The following is a 17,019-nucleotide window of genomic DNA, read 5'->3' on the forward strand; positions in this document are numbered from 1 at the left end:
AATGTGTCCTGTCTGACCGTTGCTTTTTTGCGAAGTGCTGCTCCCTTGCCGCCCCCATTCGAGCATCTTCACATGATTTCATCTCTTGGCTCCGCCATCCGGGACTTCTTCGACTTTTTTAAGCAGAACAATGTCCCCACCATTTGGGCGCGCATTCGAAAGCAGGATGTCCCGTGGCTGGTGCAGTTCTCGGTCTACGGGTTCTGCGGAGCCATGGCGACGGTGGTTTCGGTAGGCCAGGTGGTACTCCTCTCCTTGTACGTCATTCCTGCCTACGAAAACATGATCGTGGATGGCGCTTTGATCACCGATCAGTTGCGCGCAAGACACCTGCTCTACAACAACACCATCGCCTTTGTCACCACCAACGTGTTCGTGTATTACATGAACGTGCTGCTGGTCTTCAAGCGGGGCAGGCACCACCCCTGGATGGAGTTCTTCTATTTCACGCTGGTGAATTTTGTGTGCTTCGCTATCAGCCAGATCGCGGGCCCATGGCTCGTGAAGCACTTTGGCATCCCTACCAACGTCGCCATTCTGACCAACGCCGTCGTTGCCGCGTTCATCAACTTTGTGGCGCGGAAGTTTTTCGTATTCAAAGGCTGAGCCGTGCCGGCAAACGCATCCGCATCTCTACAGAAATCTCCGGAGCGCCGGGCGGTGATAACCGGCATGGGCCCCGTCACGCCCATCGGCATCGGAAAGGCGGGACTGTGGGCAGGCCTGCAGGCGGAACGCAGTGGCATCGGAAAGCGCACACGCTTCGAAGCGACCGGCACAAAGGCCCAATGTGCGGCGGAGATACGGGACTTTGAAGTGGCCCGGTGGTTTCCCGCGCATCTTACGAAACGCTGGGACCGCTGTACGCAATTCGCCATGGTGAGCACACAGCTCGCACTGGAGGATGCGAATCTGACCTTGGCCCAAGACGCGCTGCACACACGCATCGGCGTGAGTTTCGGCAGTGCCCTGGGTGGCATCGCGGATGCAGAGATGCACCACGCGAAGTTCGTCAAGGAAGGCGTGAAGACCGTGCCACGCGCGCTGGCGCTGCAGATCTACGGTGGGTCCACGCACAGCAATATCAGCATCCACTACGGATTGCAGGGACCGGCAACCACGCATTCGAACAGTTGTGCGAGTGGCAACGTGGCGCTGGGTGAAGCACTGCGCATCATTCGTGATGGCCTCGCGGATGTGGTCATCGCCGGCGCGTCTGAGTCACCCCTGAGTCCGCTCACGTACACCGCCTTCGATCTCGTGCATACCATGAGCCGCTGGCAGGGTGACCCGCTCAGTCATTCATGCCGGCCCTTTGATCACGCCCGCGATGGATTTGTGATGGGTGAAGGCGCAGCCACCTTCATTGTGGAGAGTCTGGCGCACGCCCAAGCACGCGGTGCGCGCATCTATGCGGAACTCGCAGGCTACAGCCTGGTGAGTGAAGCCCATCACATGACCATCCCCCGCCCCGATGGTGAACCGCTGCGCCGCGCGATGCGCATGGCGCTGGAAGATGCGGGCGCGGTTCCCAGGGATGTGGATTACATCAGCGCGCACGCCAGCAGCACGCCGCAGAATGATGTGAACGAAGCGGCGCAGATTGCAGCGGTCTTCGGCAAGGATGCACCACCCGTCTCCGGTACCAAGGCCTATACCGGCCATGCGCTCGGCGCTGCCGGAGCCATGGAGTGCGCCATTTCACTTCTGGCCATGGAGCGTGGCTGGCTGCCACCTTCCCTGCACTTTGAGAAGACGGACTGCGCGGAGCTCGACTATGTGCCGAACCATGGCCGCAGTGCCAGGGTCGATGTCGTGCTGAGTAATTCCTTCGGCTTTGGTGGTGTGGATGCGTGCCTCGTGCTGCGAAAGATCTGACACCGGTCGGGGAACATCTTTTCGCGACTATCGCAGTAGCATTCGTTCAGGGATCGCCCTGACACGTGACAAGATCGTTTGCAATTCAGGGCCATCCATAGCGCAGGCGCTATTCGATACCTTTGATAAATGCGCCCTCCAAGATATCTCGCCGTCCTTCTGCTTGCGATTGGTTTCCCCTTGCTCCAATCAGGCTGTGTTCTCGTAAAGATCGCCGATGGGGAAAAACTGAATCCCGTGCGCCACAAAGAGGCCACCGGAGTGAGCGAGTCCACGAAGCAATTTCACCGCACCCTGATGGTGGCGGATCTGCATGCGGATACGCTGATGCTCGATCGCGGCGGCAAGAGGGGCATCCAGAAACGGCACGACTATGGCCACGCCGATGTGCCCCGCTGGCGCGAGGGCAATGTGGGTTTTCAAATGCTCACGGTCGCCACCATCACGCCAAAACCCTACAGCCAGAAACTCAATGGTGGGTGGATCCTGCCGAATGCCCAGTGGGTGCTCGCGTCTTTCCAGGGATGGCCTCCACGCACCTGGACCAATGCACGCGAGCACGGCCTTCACCAGGCGAAGAAGTGGAGGGTCAATGGCGATGGCAAGGCGCTGGTCCCCATTCGCACCAGGGGCGATCTCCAGCGATTCATGGCCCAGTACTATCAGCAGACCTCACTGGGGTGGGTGCCGCTCGATCCGCAGAACCAACCCGTGGCCAGTGTCCTGGGATTGGAAGGATGCCATGCGCTGCAGTTGAAGGATGCTGACACGGATGAGCAAATCGCCGCACGCGTGAAGGAATTTCGCGATGCGGGATTCCGCGTGCTCGCCCCGACGCACCATTTTGACAATGAAATCGGCGGGGGCTCTGAAGGCAGCGAGCAGGGAGGGCTGACGCCTCTGGGTCATCGCCTGTTTCGCGAGATGGAGCGGCAGCAGATGATCTGCGACCTCTCCCACGCCTCGAACAAGACCATCAATGATGTGTTGAAATACCATCCCCGCATCCCTGTGCTCATCTCACATACCGGCGTGGCCTTCCATCCGCTCGTGGGCAAGCAGGAAGAGGCGCGGTTGAACACCCGCAGGCAAGTCCGCCAAATCGCCCAGCGTGGCGGCATCATCGGCATCGGACTCTGGCCCGAAGCAGTCGGTGACGCTGAACCGGAGTACGCCGCGAGCATCATCCGGCAATGCATCGACGATCCCGCCATCGGCCCCAAGCATGTGGTGCTGGGCTCCGACATGGACGGCTCCGTGGAAGCCGCCTTTGCCGCGAACAACTGGTGCATGATCACTGAGGAACTGCGCATCCTGCCCGAAAGCACGCTGCGCGACGTCATGGGCGGAAATATCATCCGATTCTTCCTGAAGCATCTGCCGGAGGAGTAAGGCGTGCACCCTCATTTTTGAAAGTGCTCAGTCTGCCGACCGAGTCTCCAAGGCACGGAGCATTGCCACCAGATCTTCCGAGCCGAAGCCTTGCTCCACGGCTTCTTCAAGGAGTTGATGGCAGGTATCGAGAAGCGGCGTGGAGATGTGCGCCTGCCGTGCCGCGGCGCTGATGAGATGTGTATTCTCCAGCACGACTTCGGCAGCGGCCTGCACGGAGAAGTCGCGCTCGACGAGCTTTGACGCCTTGATACGCGACAAGGGGCTGGCCATGGGGCCAGCATCGAGAATCGCCATGAACTGGGCAAGGTCCACGCCATGACGCGCTGCGAAGTGAACGGACTCCACGAGCCCCGCCACCATGGCGATCATGTACAGATTGATCGCCAGCTTCATGTGAAGGGCCTTAGGCACAGCGCCACAATAGAAAGAACGATGGCACATGGGCGAGAGCAAGGGACGCACACGATCCACAACGTCATGCTCGCCTGCCAGAATACCCACGAGCCTTCCAGCTTCCGCGGGAGCGCGTGAGCCAGATACCGGTGCTTCCACGAAACTCCCGCCGGCAGCGCGGATCTCCGCTTCGAGTGACTTGGAGTACTCCGGAGGAGGCGTCCCCAGGATGACGATGGTGTGCCCGCGCACGCGCGCGGGAAACTCGCGCTCTCCACGCTTCAGGACCGCATCGATCGCTTCCGGCGTTCCCATCATCAGAAAGATGATCTCGCACCGGACAAACACTTCATCCGAATCACCCACCACGGTTGCACCAGCACTCGCGAGGCCTCTTGCCTTATTCGAAGAGCGGTTCCACACAATCAATGGTGTCCCCGCTTTCACGAGGTTCATTGCCATGGGTTCGCCCATGGTGCCCGTGCCGATGAAGCCAACTGGCGCGGTAGCGGATCTCTTTTGCTCCACCCACTCCAAGTCATCCAGAGCCTCCACGGCGGATGGTTCGCTTTCCGTATTCATGGGGATGCATAGGCGGTTCACCCCATGGCTGTGAAATGCGATTATCTGATGAAGATCATCAGAAAAGGTGATGAACGACAACTGTCACTTCCGCCCACCTACCACACAAAGCACCGCGCCCACTGCCGCAGCCGCGAGAGCAAGCCAGAAGCCATACGTAAATGACATGACCACAAAAGGCGGCGCCTCCTGCATGTGCTTGTTCATTTCGTTCTGGGCGTAGAGCAACCACACGCATGCGGCAACGCCCCCGACCAGCCCTGCGGGCCGGAAGAAAAATGCCGCCAATCCACCGAGGACTGCGCAGAAGAAGGCGGTGATAAGCTTCCAATCAGGATCCACGCGCTTCGTGTTCTTGATGGTGAGATTGAAGCTGCTCTCGCGTTCTCGATCGCGGGACCTGCCTTCCTGCTCCTCAATCCATTTGCTGATGGGCAGATCCGCACTCACCTCGCTGCCAAAGGCGGCGTCATAGCCTGTGAGGGTCACGACTTTCTTGCCCTGGCAGGAAAACTCCACAAAAGGCAGCAGAAAAAGCACCAGCGTGGAGAGCAGAGTCAGTGGACCGAGCGAGGGGCGCATCGTTCATGAGGTTACGACACCCAAGCAAACTGTCCAGGCTGCAGTGTTCCTTGCTCTTGAAAGGAGGCGCGTACTAGGGCGTTCCCTTGACAGCCCCCTCTTGCCTCACCCTCCACTCATGCACCTTCGTCTTCCCCTCCTGTTCCTTTTGACGCTTGCCGCGTGGCCCGCTGCCGCGGAAATGCGCTCCTTCACAGACCTCGCCGGCCGCACCATGAAAGGGGAAGTGGTCTCGGTGAAGGGCGATACTGTCACCATCAAGCGGGAAGAGGGCCAGACCGTCACGGTAAAAGCTTCCAACTTCTGCCAGGCGGATATCGAGTATCTCAAGGGTCATGGCCTGCAGGCGGCACCGGCGCCGCTGGGCAGCGACAAGGGTGAGGGAAGGAAACTGCTCTCGAAGGAAGAAGAGAAGAAGTGGACCATCATCTCCGGCACCTGGAAGTTCGAGGATGGCCTTCTCAGTGGAGAGGGTGAGAGCATCATCGAATATGAGAGGACGCTGAACCCGCCCTTCACGCTGAACTTCGAGATCAAGGTGGTGAAGGGCATGAGGCCGCGCATCACGCTCGGCCCGATCGGCTGCTTCAATGAGGGCTATGAAAAGACGCTCGCCCTTTATCCGCCCGGACGGGATGCGGGCTTCTTCCCCTACGAGCACAATAAGGCCTACAAGGTTTCCCTCGCAGCGAGTCGCAAGGAAGTGGTGATGTCTGTGGACGGCAAGGAGATTGCCAAAGGTCCCGGCATCAAGGACGCCCTGAAGAAAATCCGGTTCTCCGCTGGAGACGGCTGGTCAAAGGGTGCGGTGGAATACCGCGACATCACGGTCGTGAAATAGCTCCTTCAACCGTTGGAAAAGGTCCTTGTGCAGGGAGCCTGGGACAAGGCAAAGGAGCGTGGACACTCTCTTGTCCGCCGTTCTATTGCGAAGCGACTTCCAGCATGCAGAAGCTACTGGTGACGCCTCTGGAGCAGCTGGCGGAAGGCGGCCTTGCCTGCCAGATGAAAGAGGGTAGTGCGTCAGGGATGGCGGACAAGAGTGTCCGCGCTCCCTTGAACTGCCCGGCTGGTCAACAAACTAGAGTGCTACTCGTTGGTAGCGGCAGCGGCGGCAACTTAGTGCGCCTCTTTCTTTTCGCCGTGGGCTGCTTCAGCACCGTGGGCGTCCGCCTTCTTCTCAGCGCCATGACCGTGGTCACCTTCGGCCTTGCCGTGTTCATCGTGCTCGCCTGCACCATGGTGTTCATGGCTCTCGAAAAGCTTGCTCGTGACCTCCCACCGGTGCTGTTCGCAGGCAGGGGTGAGCATGATGGCTACGGCAAAGATTGCGGCGGCAATACGGGTCTTCATGTGGGGCCTTCACCGTAGCGAGGAGAAAGGAGCGTGCAAGGCGAAGCTTTCGCCTCGTCCTCAGGGCTTCTCTCCCAGCATGCGAGCCAGAGCCAGGGCGGTGAGGGTCGCCTTGGGGATGAAGGAGGGAACATCCACGTATTCAGGGACCTTGGTGCCATCGGCACTGCGCTCGGAGCAGTGCGCATTCCCCCCACTGGGGCCCAGGCCATCGAGGGTAGGGCCGAGCTGGCAGAGGTAGTTGGCATCGCTGAGCCCGCCACGGGATACGGACTTCATAGGCATCCCCAGCAGATCCGCCGCCCCCTCCCACTGCTGGTACAGCGCCTGGGTGGAGGCGTCATTGGGCCAGGCGGGGGTGGTCCCCAGGCAGGAAATGGAAATGGCGGTGCCGTTCGCGGTCTTCGCAGCAGCCAGGGCCTCGATTGCCTCCCCGGCCCGGCTGAGGACGTCCGGCTCAAAAGCGCGCATTTCGAGCTCCGCCGCGGCCTCATGCGGCACGCGGTTGGTCACGGTGCCTCCGTGAATGGTACCTACGTTGACCGTGAGATTGGCGGCATAGTTTGTGAGGGCGGCGGCCTTGCTCACGGCCTCGCCCAAACCCACGATGGCATTCACCCCGCTGGCGTGCGAACTGCCCGCATGCGCCGCATTTCCCTCGGCGCTGATGCGGTACTCGGCACGTCCCTTCCGCGAAGTGACGAGGTGCCACTCTGCGCCATCCCGTGGCCCCCCCTCGAAGACGAGCACCGCATCCACCCCTTGGGGACAGCGTTCCGCAGTGCGCTGGGCGAAGTCACCGCTCAAGACCTCCTCACTCGCGTTCGCCGCTACGATCCACTGCGTGTTCTCAAAAATCTCCGGGGTGCATTCGCGCAGCGCCTGGAGCACCAGCCAGATAAGTACGGTGCCGCCTTTGATATCCACCGTGCCGGGGCCGTAGATGCGCTCCTCAGCGGGTGACTCGTGCCAGTGGAAGTGATTGCGCTGCTCCTCCTCGGCGGGGAAAACGGTATCGAGATGCGTGACGAGAAGAATCTTCCGCTTCGCAGCTTCGCCGCGGGTGAGGAAGAGGTGCGCGCCGTAGGTGGCATCCGTGGAGGGCACGCTCTCCGCGCGAAACCCGAGGTCCGCGAAACAGACGGTAGTGAGAGCTCCCACCTGATTCACCCCCGCTGGGTGCGAGGAGAAGCTGTTCACCCCGACCATGCGCTCCAGCCAATAAAGGGCGTCCGGTAGACGGCGGGACAGGGAGTCCTTGAGACGCGGAATGAGGTCGTCGGCCATGGGGGCTTGTTTGCCTTTAAAGGACGGCCCTTAGATGCAGATGGTCAATGCGAAAGTGAGCTCCGCAAAACTCCTCATTAGAAACGACCTATAACGCTGATTGCTTGCCACGATGAGAGGCGGGCGCTAAGTTTCGCCCTAAGGTGATCGGCGCTCTCCCCGCTGGCCATCGCCCGACCGACATCAACCACGCATGAACGAAACCACGCCCAAACGCATTCTCATCGCGGAGGATGTCCGAGCCATCTCTCTCCGACTGGCTCACTCTCTCCAGAGTCGTGGCTATGAAGTGGAAAGCGTGCAGGACGGCGAAGCCTGCCTGAACCGCGTGACCCGGTTCCAGCCGGACCTCCTCGTGCTGGACCTCATGATGCCGAAGGTCAATGGCATGGAAGTACTGCGCGCGCTGCGGGCCATGCCAGACACGGCGGCGCTTCCCATCATCATCAGCACGGCGAAAGATTTTTCGACCGAGTTGAAACAGGTGCGTGCGCACGGAGTGCTGGATGTGATCATCAAGCCCTTCGACCCAGAACTGCTGGCGCGGAAGGTAGACGCTTTCTTCAGCGGAAACTGGGCAGGACCGGAGGGTGAAGCCCTGGGCACACCACCGCAAACAGGTCCCCACTACTCCCCTGCCCTCGATACCAGCCGCCCGCACATCCGTCTCTGGGGCACGCGTGGTTCCATTCCCGTGTCCGGTCCGCGCTATGCACAACATGGCGGGAACACCTCCTGCATGGAGTATGCGTTTGGAAATGAGCGACTGCTCTTCGATGCCGGCTCTGGACTCCGCGAGGCAGGACTCTCACTGCTGCCGGGTGGACCGCGGCACATTCATCTCTTCATCACGCACACGCACTGGGATCACATCCAGGGCTTTCCATTCTTCCTGCCGATCTACGTGCCGGGATTTGAAATCACGGTTTACGGCGAACGCGGCTTCGGAAAGAACATCGAAGCGCTGCTCTGCGGACAGCTCGACCGGGACTACTTCCCCGTGGAGCGCGAAGATCTGAAGGCGAAGATCAACTTCGTCTTCCTGGATGACAATCCCGTCGAGGTGAACGGAGCTAAAATCACGCGTGAGTTCACCCACCATCCGGGAGCCACGGTGGCCTTCAAGATCGAGCACAACAACAAAAAGATTGCGTATGTGCCGGACAATGAGTTTCTCCAAGGTTACCTGGGAGATCCCGCGGACGTGGCACGCAACAGCCACATGGTGTCCCCTCACGAACCGCTGCTGAGCTTCCTGCACGAAGTGGACGTGCTGATGCATGAGGCGCAGTACCGCCCGGATGAATACCCCAAACGCATCGGCTGGGGGCATTCAAACCTGGCCAGCGCCTGCGCACTCGCCCGCCTTACGGGTGCCGCGAAGTGGATCGTGCTGCATCACGATCCCAACCACGACGACGCCACACTTCACACGAAGCTGAACCTCACGTGGCAGATCCTCAGCGACATGGGGCACTTCGTTCCCGTCATGCACGGGTATGACGGCATGATGGATTTTGTGTAGAGGTCGATGGTCTATAGTTGATGGTTGATAGCCTGAGAGAGGCTCATTTGACCGGAGGCATCTCAGGCTATCAACCATCAACTATAGACCATCAACCGCTCCCTACTCCCCTGCCACCTTCTTCATCTCGGCGAGGTTGGCTTTCATGACGTCAAGCCAGTTGCCGGATTCAGGTTTGTTGCCGCAGGGGTCAAACACCACGCTTTGCACGCCGATCGCCTTGAGCTTTTCCACGGATTCTTTGGCGGGTTCGCCTTCCCAGATCATCCACTTCGCGGGATGGCCAGTGAGGAGCTTTTGCAGGTCTGCCATGGCGGCATCGTCCGGCACGGTCTCAGGTTCCCAGTGCACGGCCTGCAAATTGAGTGCATAACGACGGGCCAGGTACTGATAAACAGGATGCGAGGCCACGAGGGGTTGCGAACCAATCTTTTTGGCGATGGCTCCAAGTTCGGAATCAAGGGCCATGAGATCCGTCTTCAAAAGATCGAAGTTGAGGGCGAAGAGTTCGATCTGTTCCGGGCGGATCCGCTGAAGCTCCTCACGGATGGCATCCGCCTGCTGCAGTGCCTGCTTGAAATCGATCCACGTGGTAAAGGCGATGCCCGCATGCGAGTGTTCACCGGTCTTGCCATGGCTGTGCGTGGTGGCTTCCTTCACCTCGATGTAGGCGCTCTTGAAGCCAGAGGAAGTATCGAGCGTCTTTGACTCGGGAAGCGTGACCTTGTCCAGCCACTTCGAATAGGTGGCTCCGTTGAGTACGATGAGGTTTGCCTTTTGCAACGCAGCAATGTCCGCTTCTGAGGGTTGCCAGAAGGCGGGGTCTTCATCGGCAGGCGCAAGAAAGTGCACCTTCACTTCCGCACCGCCGATGCGATCCGCGAAGTACGCGAGCGGATAGTTCGCGGCCTGGATCTGAATCAGTCCTGTGGTGGCCTCGTGAGACTTCGCCTCGGGCTTTGGAATTGATGCTTCATCCGTTCCCGGAGGCGTGGGTTTGCACGCAGGGGCGAGCGCCACGGCCGTGATGGCAAGCGGAAGCAAGAGGAAGGAAGCGGGCTTCATGGGGCGGATGCTATCGTGATGATGGAGTACGCGCAAGTGGGGGCGGGATCTTGTGGGGAATGTGGGTGCATTTGTGTGCAATTCGGGATCCATTTCTGCGCAGGCACTCACGTGTGATGAGTTCAGCCGGCGGGAGGTGTTAACACGAAGGAAGTGGGTGTGGTCACCTGCATGGGATTCAACGCAGAGACACAGAGACGCAGAGGAACTTCGGAGACTGAAGACTGAGAAAGGTCGATGGTCTTTAGTTGATGGTCGATAGTCTGAGAGAGGCTCACTCGACCCAATCCCCTCAGGCTATCAACTATCAACCATAGACTATCGACCCCTCCCGCTAGCGGCACAAAAAAAGCCGGGCCATTGCTGGCCCGGCTTTGAATGAGTTGGATAAACTTAGTTACGAATCACGATGTGCTTCGTCTGTCCGTCGCGCTGGATCTTCAGCACCACAGGGGCGCCGTCTTCGTCACCGCGATTGGAGCGGGCTTCAGCCGTGGTCTTCACATTCTGGCGATTCACCTGAACGATGACGTCACCTTCCTGGAGACCCACCTTGGCGGCGGGGCTGTCGTCCTTCACCGAAGTCACCACCACACCCTGGACCTTTTCGTCCAGGCCGTAGTCCTTGCGGAGTTCATCGTTGAGGTTTTCGATTTTCACGCCTTCGAGGAAGGAACCACCCTTTTCAGGAGCAGCCTTGCCGCCGGGGCGCTGGCCCACGTTGGCAAACTTGTCAGCATCGAGCTTCTCAAGGGTCGCGGTGAGTTGCAGGTTCTCGGGCTTCTTCGTCTTTTCGTTGAAGCGGATCACACCGAACTTCACGGCTTCACCAGGATGCTTGCCGCTGATCATGAGGCGCAGCTTGGAGGGCTGTTCGACCTTTTCGCCGTCGGCGCTCACGATGACGTCACCGCCGAGCAGGCCGGCCTTTTCCGCAGGGGAATCAGTCACCACTTCGGACACGGTCACACCACGGGAATCATTCAGGCCATAGAAGTCGGCCATGCTGGGATCCACATCGGACATGACAACGCCGAGGAAGCCACGGTCCACCTTGCCGTCATCGAGCAGGTCGGTGACGATGGAGAGGGCCATGTTCGACGGGATGGCGAGGCCGATGCCGGAGAACATGCCGCTACGGGTTTCGATGGCGGTATTGATACCGATGACGCGGCCGAGACCGTCCACCAGCGGACCACCGGAGTTGCCGGGGTTGATGGCGGCATCAGTCTGGATGAAGTTTTCATAACCGGACTGCTGCTTGTGGCGGATGATGCCCACGTCGCTACGGCCAAGGGCACTGACAATGCCCTGGGTCACGGACTGGTCGAGGCCCATCGGAGAACCGATGGCAAGCACCACGTCACCCACGCGCAGCTTGGCGCTGTCACCGAAGGTGGCCTTGGGCAGATCCTTCGCATCGATCTTGATGAGAGCGATGTCAGTCGAAGGGTCGGTACCGATCACCTTGGCGATGTATTCCTTGTTCTGGCCACCGATGCGCACCTTGAGCTGGTCGGCATTTTCCACGACGTGATTGTTCGTCATGATGTAGCCGTCGCTGGTGAGCAGCACGCCGGAACCGAGACCGGTCTGGCGGGGGCCCTGAGGACGCTGACGGCGGGGGCTGTTGCCGCCGCGCGGAGACGGGGCGTTGCCTTCCTCACCATGGCGTTCCATCCAGTCCTTGAAGAACTCACGGAACATGGGTGGAAGCTGCTCCATGTCATCTTCGCTCATGTCGGGGCCTGCGTGACCGCCACCACCACCGGCGGCAAGGCTTTTGGTGGAGTAGGTGCCGATGCTGACGACGGTGGGAAGCGTACGCTCCACCACGTCTGCATAGCTGAGGGTCACCTGACCGGCATTGCGGACTTCAGCGCTGTCGCGCGCAATCTGCGAAAGGAACTCCGCGGGTTTGAGCTTGGGCACCACCTGGGGTGCCGGCTTGATTTCGGTGGGCTGCTTGTTTTCTTCCTGGGCGATCACGATGGCCGCCGCTCCGAGCATGGCCACACCGGCAATGGCAAGGGATTTTGATTTAGGTATATTCATTGGGGATGTATTGGCGATGTATTGATCTATCGTGCATTAGAGACGACGCTGCAGGGCCAAGTGTTGAACCTATTTCTAGATTTTTATTTGAACGGATGGCGAGGCATTATGTTAGCGGCTTCATGAGGTTGAAACCGAAGGGTCTCCTTCGAGACCTCGTCGGGCCACTGAGAAAACGCTGCGCGGACGGCGCATTTCGCCGCCAATAATATACGCCCTGCAGAGGGGGACGGATGACTTTACTGGGGAGCCCTTGAGGGCGGGCAGGCAGGCGAATTCACCCTATCCCACCTTAATACACCACACCCTTTTCGCGGCACCATGCCGCAGCCTCGGCATTGCCCTGCGCGGCGGCTTTTTGATACCACTGGGTGGCCTGCGTCCTGTCTGCAGGAATTCCGGTGCCATACTCCAGAGCATGGGCGTACTGCTGCATGCTCTCCGCGTGCCCACGGCGGGCTCCCTCTGCGAAGAGTTGCACGGCAAGAGACGGATCTTCCGCAACACCCTGCCCGCGCAAATAGAGGGCGCCAAGATTCCCACAGGCGGAGACCACCCCTGCACGATACGCCTCACTGCACAGCGCAAATGCACGGGCATCATCGCGAGGCACGCCCTTGCCGAGTCGATAGCAGACGCCGAGGAGATCCTTCGCGTGGCCATCCCCCGCGGCGACGGCATTGCCCAGTAGTTCCACCGCTTTCATCGGGTCTGTCGGGGTGCCCCAGCCCTGAAGATGACATTCCGCCAGCGGTACATTGGCAGCCACACTGCCAGCCTGCGCCGCCTTCTCAAACCAGATGAACGCCGCGCGCTCGTCCACCGCACCCACATCCCCGCGCAAGCTGGAGCGTCCAAGAGCAAGCATGGCCTCGGCATCGCCACGAGAAGCGGCGCGTTCCGTATCCGCACGGAGAGCGGCAGGGAGCTTCCCTCCGGTGATGCGGAGTTCAGCGAGCTTCGTTTTGAGAGAAGCATCCGTTGCTCCTCCAGCCGTCTCGAACGGTGCTGGCGATACCGAAGGCGCGGGCATTGGTGAGAGCGCTGCGGTCGGCGGTGGCGTCGGGGCTATGACGGGAGCTGGTGGCGAAGGCTTGGGCGCAGCAACGGGAGAAGCGGGCTTGACCGATGAAGGGGCTACCGAGCCGGCAGCCGCAGTCTGTCTGGGAGGAGTAGCCTTGGGTTCGATGTTTACGTCCTTGAAAGTGGATCCGGCGGGCGCAGGAAGCGTTGGCGTTCCTGCTGGCTGCTTTTTCGGAGCCACGGGCAGGTCGATCACCGGTGCCTTCAAGACATCACGATCGTCCACCAACACGGCCTTCGGCGCTTCAATATCCTGCCAGAGTGCGCGGCCGGAAAGATGGGCAAGCAGCGCACCCAACACCAAGGACCCGATCAGCAGCAGAGCCAGACGGATCCAAAAGGAAGTCTCCTCATGCATGGGGCGCCATGAACTCTCACTCTCTGGCAGTGCGTGCATTCTGCCTCGAAGCGGCCGGAGCCCCCCCTCATCCTCGTGCCCAGCATGGTCGTGGTCGTGCACCTGGGTCTGGCGGATGAGGGCCTCCGCAAAGCCGATGGTCGGCTTCGGTGGTGGCTGGTGCGGATGCGGAGAGGTAAGCGGAGGTGTGGCCGCCTTCTTTTCCGGCAGGCGTGTGAGAGGTCGCAGCCCTTCGGCTGGAGCCGGGCCTGCCACCTTGGGCTGGTACACGGGGGCCTCTTGCGCTTGCGCGCCGGCAATGGCCGCGGGTTCCGGTGACAATTGAGCACCGCTGACCTCTGTCCACGCTGGGGTCGGCCGGGCGGCAGTCCTAGGCACATCAAACTGCTGGATCACGCGGGCGTACTTGGCGAGGAAGGCCGCACGTTTCACAGGCGCCCCCTCCCGGGCATGATGCACTTCTTCGGCCAGGAGACGGCGCACACTGTCCGTTTCCGCAATGCCCGCCTCGTGCTTGGCAGCATCTGCATCCGGCATGCCGGCCAGGAAACAACCCAAGGCCGCCATCCAGCCGCCATGCCAGACGGGCTCGACGTCCTCAGCAGTGCTGGGCGCGACAGGAAGCAAGATTGCGGGATCCGTTCCTCTCCCTGAGACTGCGTGGAGGCAGGGATGCGCGCGAATGACGACGGAGAAGCCGGACCACTCATTCAGCCTGCGGGAGAGCAGGCCACTGTCGCGGGGTGATTCTTTGCCCACACCGGTGAAGAGAAAGACATCCTCCAAGCGCAGACGACGCGCGGGCAGGCCAGCTTTTTCCAACTGGGAAAGTGCGGTATCCACCCCGGCCAGCACGAGGTAGATCTCCTGCACACCGAGGGTGCCTCGAGCCTCCAGCACCTCCTGCAGCGTCACGCCCTCCACTGCGGTCTCAGCCACGGTCTGAATGCCGTCGTACTCCTCGACGAAAAGCACGGGGACGAGGTTGGGGAATTTGCCAGCCTTGGGGAGATTCTGCACCTGCCGGAAAAGCTCCGCAGGAATCGTGCCTGCCAGCCGGGCGGGCGGCACTTGCTCCACCACGACGGACTGGCCCAGCTTCAGCATGGTGCCGCGCAATGAGTAGGGGTGATAGGGATCCAGCTTCTGACTCTGGATGCGTACCGTGGAGGCAAGACTGCGGGCCACCTCGGTGAAACTGGCGAGCAGGAGGCCAAGGTAGGGGCGCGGCTTGCACGCGGAGGGCAGCTCCGCAGAGGGCACCTGCGGCAGGAGTGCAGCTATCTCGTTGAGCAGGGTGGAGATGCCCTCGGCTTTCTCCGGACCACAGGCGCCCAGGAGATTCTGCAGCATTTCGACGAAGTCCGCCGCTTGCAGGGTCGCTGCCCCAGGGGACACACCGTTTTCCAAGCGCTCCTGAAAGAAGGCCATGAGGAACTGGCTCTGCTTCTCCAAGGAAGTGCGTGCCTGCCGTGCCTTTGCGGCCTTCGAAGCAGGGTCCTCCGCGAGGCGGTAGTCCGCCACGGAGACCTGCAGGGTCTGGGCACCTGTCTGGATAATGCGCAGTCCATCCAGAGGCTGGGTGGGAACGAAGTCGCCGACCTCGACAAGCGCCTGCATCGCCTCCAGGGCGGAATGCGTGACCTGCATGGCAAGCCAGACGGGCAGGGTATCTGTGCGCTCCAGATAGGTGCGCAGCGTCTCACCATCCACATTGGCGGTGATGTAGAAGGGACTGCCGTCGTCCTCGCCATAGTCCAGCAAGCGGGCGAGGCGCGTGTGGCCGTGGTTCTGCATTTGCCTGGCTCGCTCCTCAAAGGCCGGACGATCCTTCAAGGGCTCCAGAAGCACATGGAAATGCACGAAGACATGGCGCTCCGAATCGAAGGCGAGAACGCCCACCTGCTCTGCGGACCGTACCACCTCGATGTTTTTTCCCCCGGCTTCCTGAGCGATGAGGTAATGTCGGAATTGCGTCGGACCCGGCATGCTTTCGATTACCCTGACAATCGGCAACCTTGAGGGAATTTGCAAGAAGCGAGTATGCGATCAAGGGCAATATGAAAGCCACGATGGTGAACCGTCCTTCACCCGCAACGACCGCCTGACAGCACTTTCCCTGCTATCGAAGTCTATCGATGAGCCTTGAGGACATGTCTTGCCCAGTCTGCGCATGCGGATTGCGAACAACACCGTCCTACGACACTTTAGGCAGTGGCTTCGGTTCGCCGTTCTCCTTTTCGTATACGGTCAGCTCCTTCTTCCAATTTTCGAAGGCTTTCCTCACCAACTGCGGACCATCCAGAGGCAAGGGTTTCAACGGTTGTGAGGTTGCCCCTGAGCCATTCGCGGATGACATGCTCCCGGAAGCGTTGTGCGAGGAGTTGTTTGCTTCCATTTTCACCTTGGGAAGCGTAGGACCGTTCGCGAAGGAACTCAAGGGACTTCTCCTCGATCTCTTCCGGTTTTCCTTCGTTCACAAAGACCAGGAAATCCGCCCTGTCGCGGTACATTTGCTCGAGCTTCAGGAAGGTCACCTGGGCCTCGTGGTGATTGTCTGCCAAAGTGTTCGCCGAGATGGGCCGCCCATTCTTCCGAAGTCGGCGCAATACGAATCTCTCCACCAAGTACATGGGCGAATAAATGAAGATCACCTGCGGACGGAGCCCCTGTTCAATCGCAGCGCTGATCAGTTCTATGCCTCTCGCCATGGTGGCGAGATTGGAGTCCACGATGATGGAAGTAACATCCAACAAGGTCTTCAGAGCACCCTTCGACACGGTGGTTTTTCCCGACGACGGACCGCCAGCCAGAAGCAACCCCAATGGGCGGCCCTTTCTGTCCCGGCGCAGAATCTGAGGAATCGCCAACCGGCGGGTCAGATGGCTCACCGGCGCATAGGTGGCACGATGGAAAATGGTGCGGAACTCGTGATCTCGTGCGTATTCAGGAAACAACGAGAGGGCAAGGTCCGCATTCACATAACAATCAGAGCCAAAATCCTCGCGTGCGAGAGCGAGATACTGCTCCACGGCTCCTTTCAAATCCACGGCGATGAGTTGAGCAAACCGCGCCTCCACCACTCGCTCCATGCGCGTGAGACTCGCAGCAGGAACCAATCCCGGCAACCCGGAGTAGCCATGCATGGCGTCTTCGTCTACCGCACGCAAAAATTCAGGATGGAGCTCACTAGCCAGGCGTGCAGCAGTCTCTTCTGACCTGGAAAGGGCGTCTTCCAATTGCTTCCACGCACACGCGACCAATTTTCGCTGGTTCTCCAGATTGATCGGCGCGGCGTCGGAACTATCCATGATTTACTTCGTCACGCGGCACGAACACGCGGACATGCAACGTCCATACACCTCCAACATCATGGACAAAAGGAAAAAAGCGCTTTCCACACACATTCCGACCGACAATTTCCCCGCTTGCGATTCCCAGGACAAAACGCCATCATGCCCCG

Annotated in this window: 13 protein-coding genes; 6 read left to right on the top strand and 7 right to left on the bottom strand. The window is 60.1% G+C overall.

Going from position 1 to position 17,019, the window contains the following annotated elements:
* The first annotated feature begins 72 nt into the window (after positions 1-72).
* From G5S37_RS18055 to G5S37_RS18065, 3 genes are all read left to right on the top strand, one after another.
* Positions 73-606 carry a GtrA family protein gene (locus G5S37_RS18055; protein ID WP_165205851.1) on the top strand — a complete coding sequence of 178 codons (534 nt, stop codon included), beginning with the start codon at positions 73-75 and terminating at the stop codon, positions 604-606.
* Positions 607-660: 54 nt separating this feature from the next.
* Positions 661-1,878, top strand: a complete 1,218-nt coding sequence (locus G5S37_RS18060) for a beta-ketoacyl-[acyl-carrier-protein] synthase family protein (RefSeq protein ID WP_276617051.1) — start codon at positions 661-663, stop codon at positions 1,876-1,878.
* 129 nt (positions 1,879-2,007) lie between these two features.
* The gene (locus G5S37_RS18065; RefSeq protein WP_165205853.1) at positions 2,008-3,270 is read left to right on the top strand and encodes a membrane dipeptidase; all 1,263 of its coding nucleotides are present in this window, start codon (positions 2,008-2,010) and stop codon (positions 3,268-3,270) included.
* A gap of 27 nt (positions 3,271-3,297) precedes the next feature.
* Here the strand turns inward: G5S37_RS18065 and G5S37_RS18070 are convergent, their stop codons facing one another.
* Together G5S37_RS18070 and G5S37_RS18075 are read right to left on the bottom strand one after the other, a co-directional pair.
* The gene (locus tag G5S37_RS18070; RefSeq protein ID WP_165205854.1) at positions 3,298-4,248 is read right to left on the bottom strand and encodes an NAD(P)-dependent oxidoreductase; all 951 of its coding nucleotides are present in this window, start codon (positions 4,246-4,248) and stop codon (positions 3,298-3,300) included.
* Between the two features lie 84 nt (positions 4,249-4,332).
* On the bottom strand, positions 4,333-4,830 hold the full coding sequence (locus G5S37_RS18075) for a hypothetical protein (RefSeq protein ID WP_165205855.1): 498 nt from the start codon (positions 4,828-4,830) through the stop codon (positions 4,333-4,335).
* A 118-nt stretch (positions 4,831-4,948) separates the two neighbouring features.
* On the opposite strand from G5S37_RS18075, the gene G5S37_RS18080 reads away from it, so the two are divergent.
* Together G5S37_RS18080 and G5S37_RS18085 are read left to right on the top strand one after the other, a co-directional pair.
* Positions 4,949-5,671 (top strand): hypothetical protein, encoded by a 723-nt coding sequence (locus tag G5S37_RS18080; RefSeq protein WP_165205856.1) that lies wholly within the window; start codon positions 4,949-4,951, stop codon positions 5,669-5,671.
* A 104-nt stretch (positions 5,672-5,775) separates the two neighbouring features.
* Positions 5,776-6,201 (top strand): hypothetical protein, encoded by a 426-nt coding sequence (locus G5S37_RS18085; protein WP_165205857.1) that lies wholly within the window; start codon positions 5,776-5,778, stop codon positions 6,199-6,201.
* 42 nt (positions 6,202-6,243) lie between these two features.
* Here G5S37_RS18085 and G5S37_RS18090 read toward each other — a convergent pair whose 3' ends face one another.
* A complete protein-coding gene (locus G5S37_RS18090) occupies positions 6,244-7,470 on the bottom strand; it encodes a M20/M25/M40 family metallo-hydrolase (protein WP_165205858.1) in 1,227 nt (408 codons plus the stop codon).
* Positions 7,471-7,663: 193 nt separating this feature from the next.
* On the opposite strand from G5S37_RS18090, the gene G5S37_RS18095 reads away from it, so the two are divergent.
* Positions 7,664-8,995, top strand: coding sequence for a response regulator (locus G5S37_RS18095; RefSeq protein WP_165205859.1), 1,332 nt, complete (start codon positions 7,664-7,666; stop codon positions 8,993-8,995).
* 102 nt (positions 8,996-9,097) lie between these two features.
* Here the strand turns inward: G5S37_RS18095 and G5S37_RS18100 are convergent, their stop codons facing one another.
* The 4 genes from G5S37_RS18100 to G5S37_RS18115 form a co-directional block, all read right to left on the bottom strand.
* On the bottom strand, positions 9,098-10,060 hold the full coding sequence (locus tag G5S37_RS18100; protein ID WP_165205860.1) for a metal ABC transporter substrate-binding protein: 963 nt from the start codon (positions 10,058-10,060) through the stop codon (positions 9,098-9,100).
* Positions 10,061-10,453: 393 nt separating this feature from the next.
* Entirely contained in the window at positions 10,454-12,115 is a 1,662-nt protein-coding gene (locus tag G5S37_RS18105) for a Do family serine endopeptidase (protein WP_165205861.1), read from the bottom strand.
* A 292-nt stretch (positions 12,116-12,407) separates the two neighbouring features.
* Positions 12,408-15,545, bottom strand: a complete 3,138-nt coding sequence (locus tag G5S37_RS18110) for a Sel1-like repeat-containing protein kinase family protein (protein WP_165205862.1) — start codon at positions 15,543-15,545, stop codon at positions 12,408-12,410.
* Between the two features lie 218 nt (positions 15,546-15,763).
* Positions 15,764-16,867 carry a zeta toxin family protein gene (locus G5S37_RS18115; RefSeq protein ID WP_165205863.1) on the bottom strand — a complete coding sequence of 368 codons (1,104 nt, stop codon included), beginning with the start codon at positions 16,865-16,867 and terminating at the stop codon, positions 15,764-15,766.
* Positions 16,868-17,019: the final 152 nt, after the last annotated feature.

It is taken from the genome of Roseimicrobium sp. ORNL1 (assembly GCF_011044495.1).
In the GTDB taxonomy this organism is placed as follows: domain Bacteria; phylum Verrucomicrobiota; class Verrucomicrobiia; order Verrucomicrobiales; family Verrucomicrobiaceae; genus Roseimicrobium.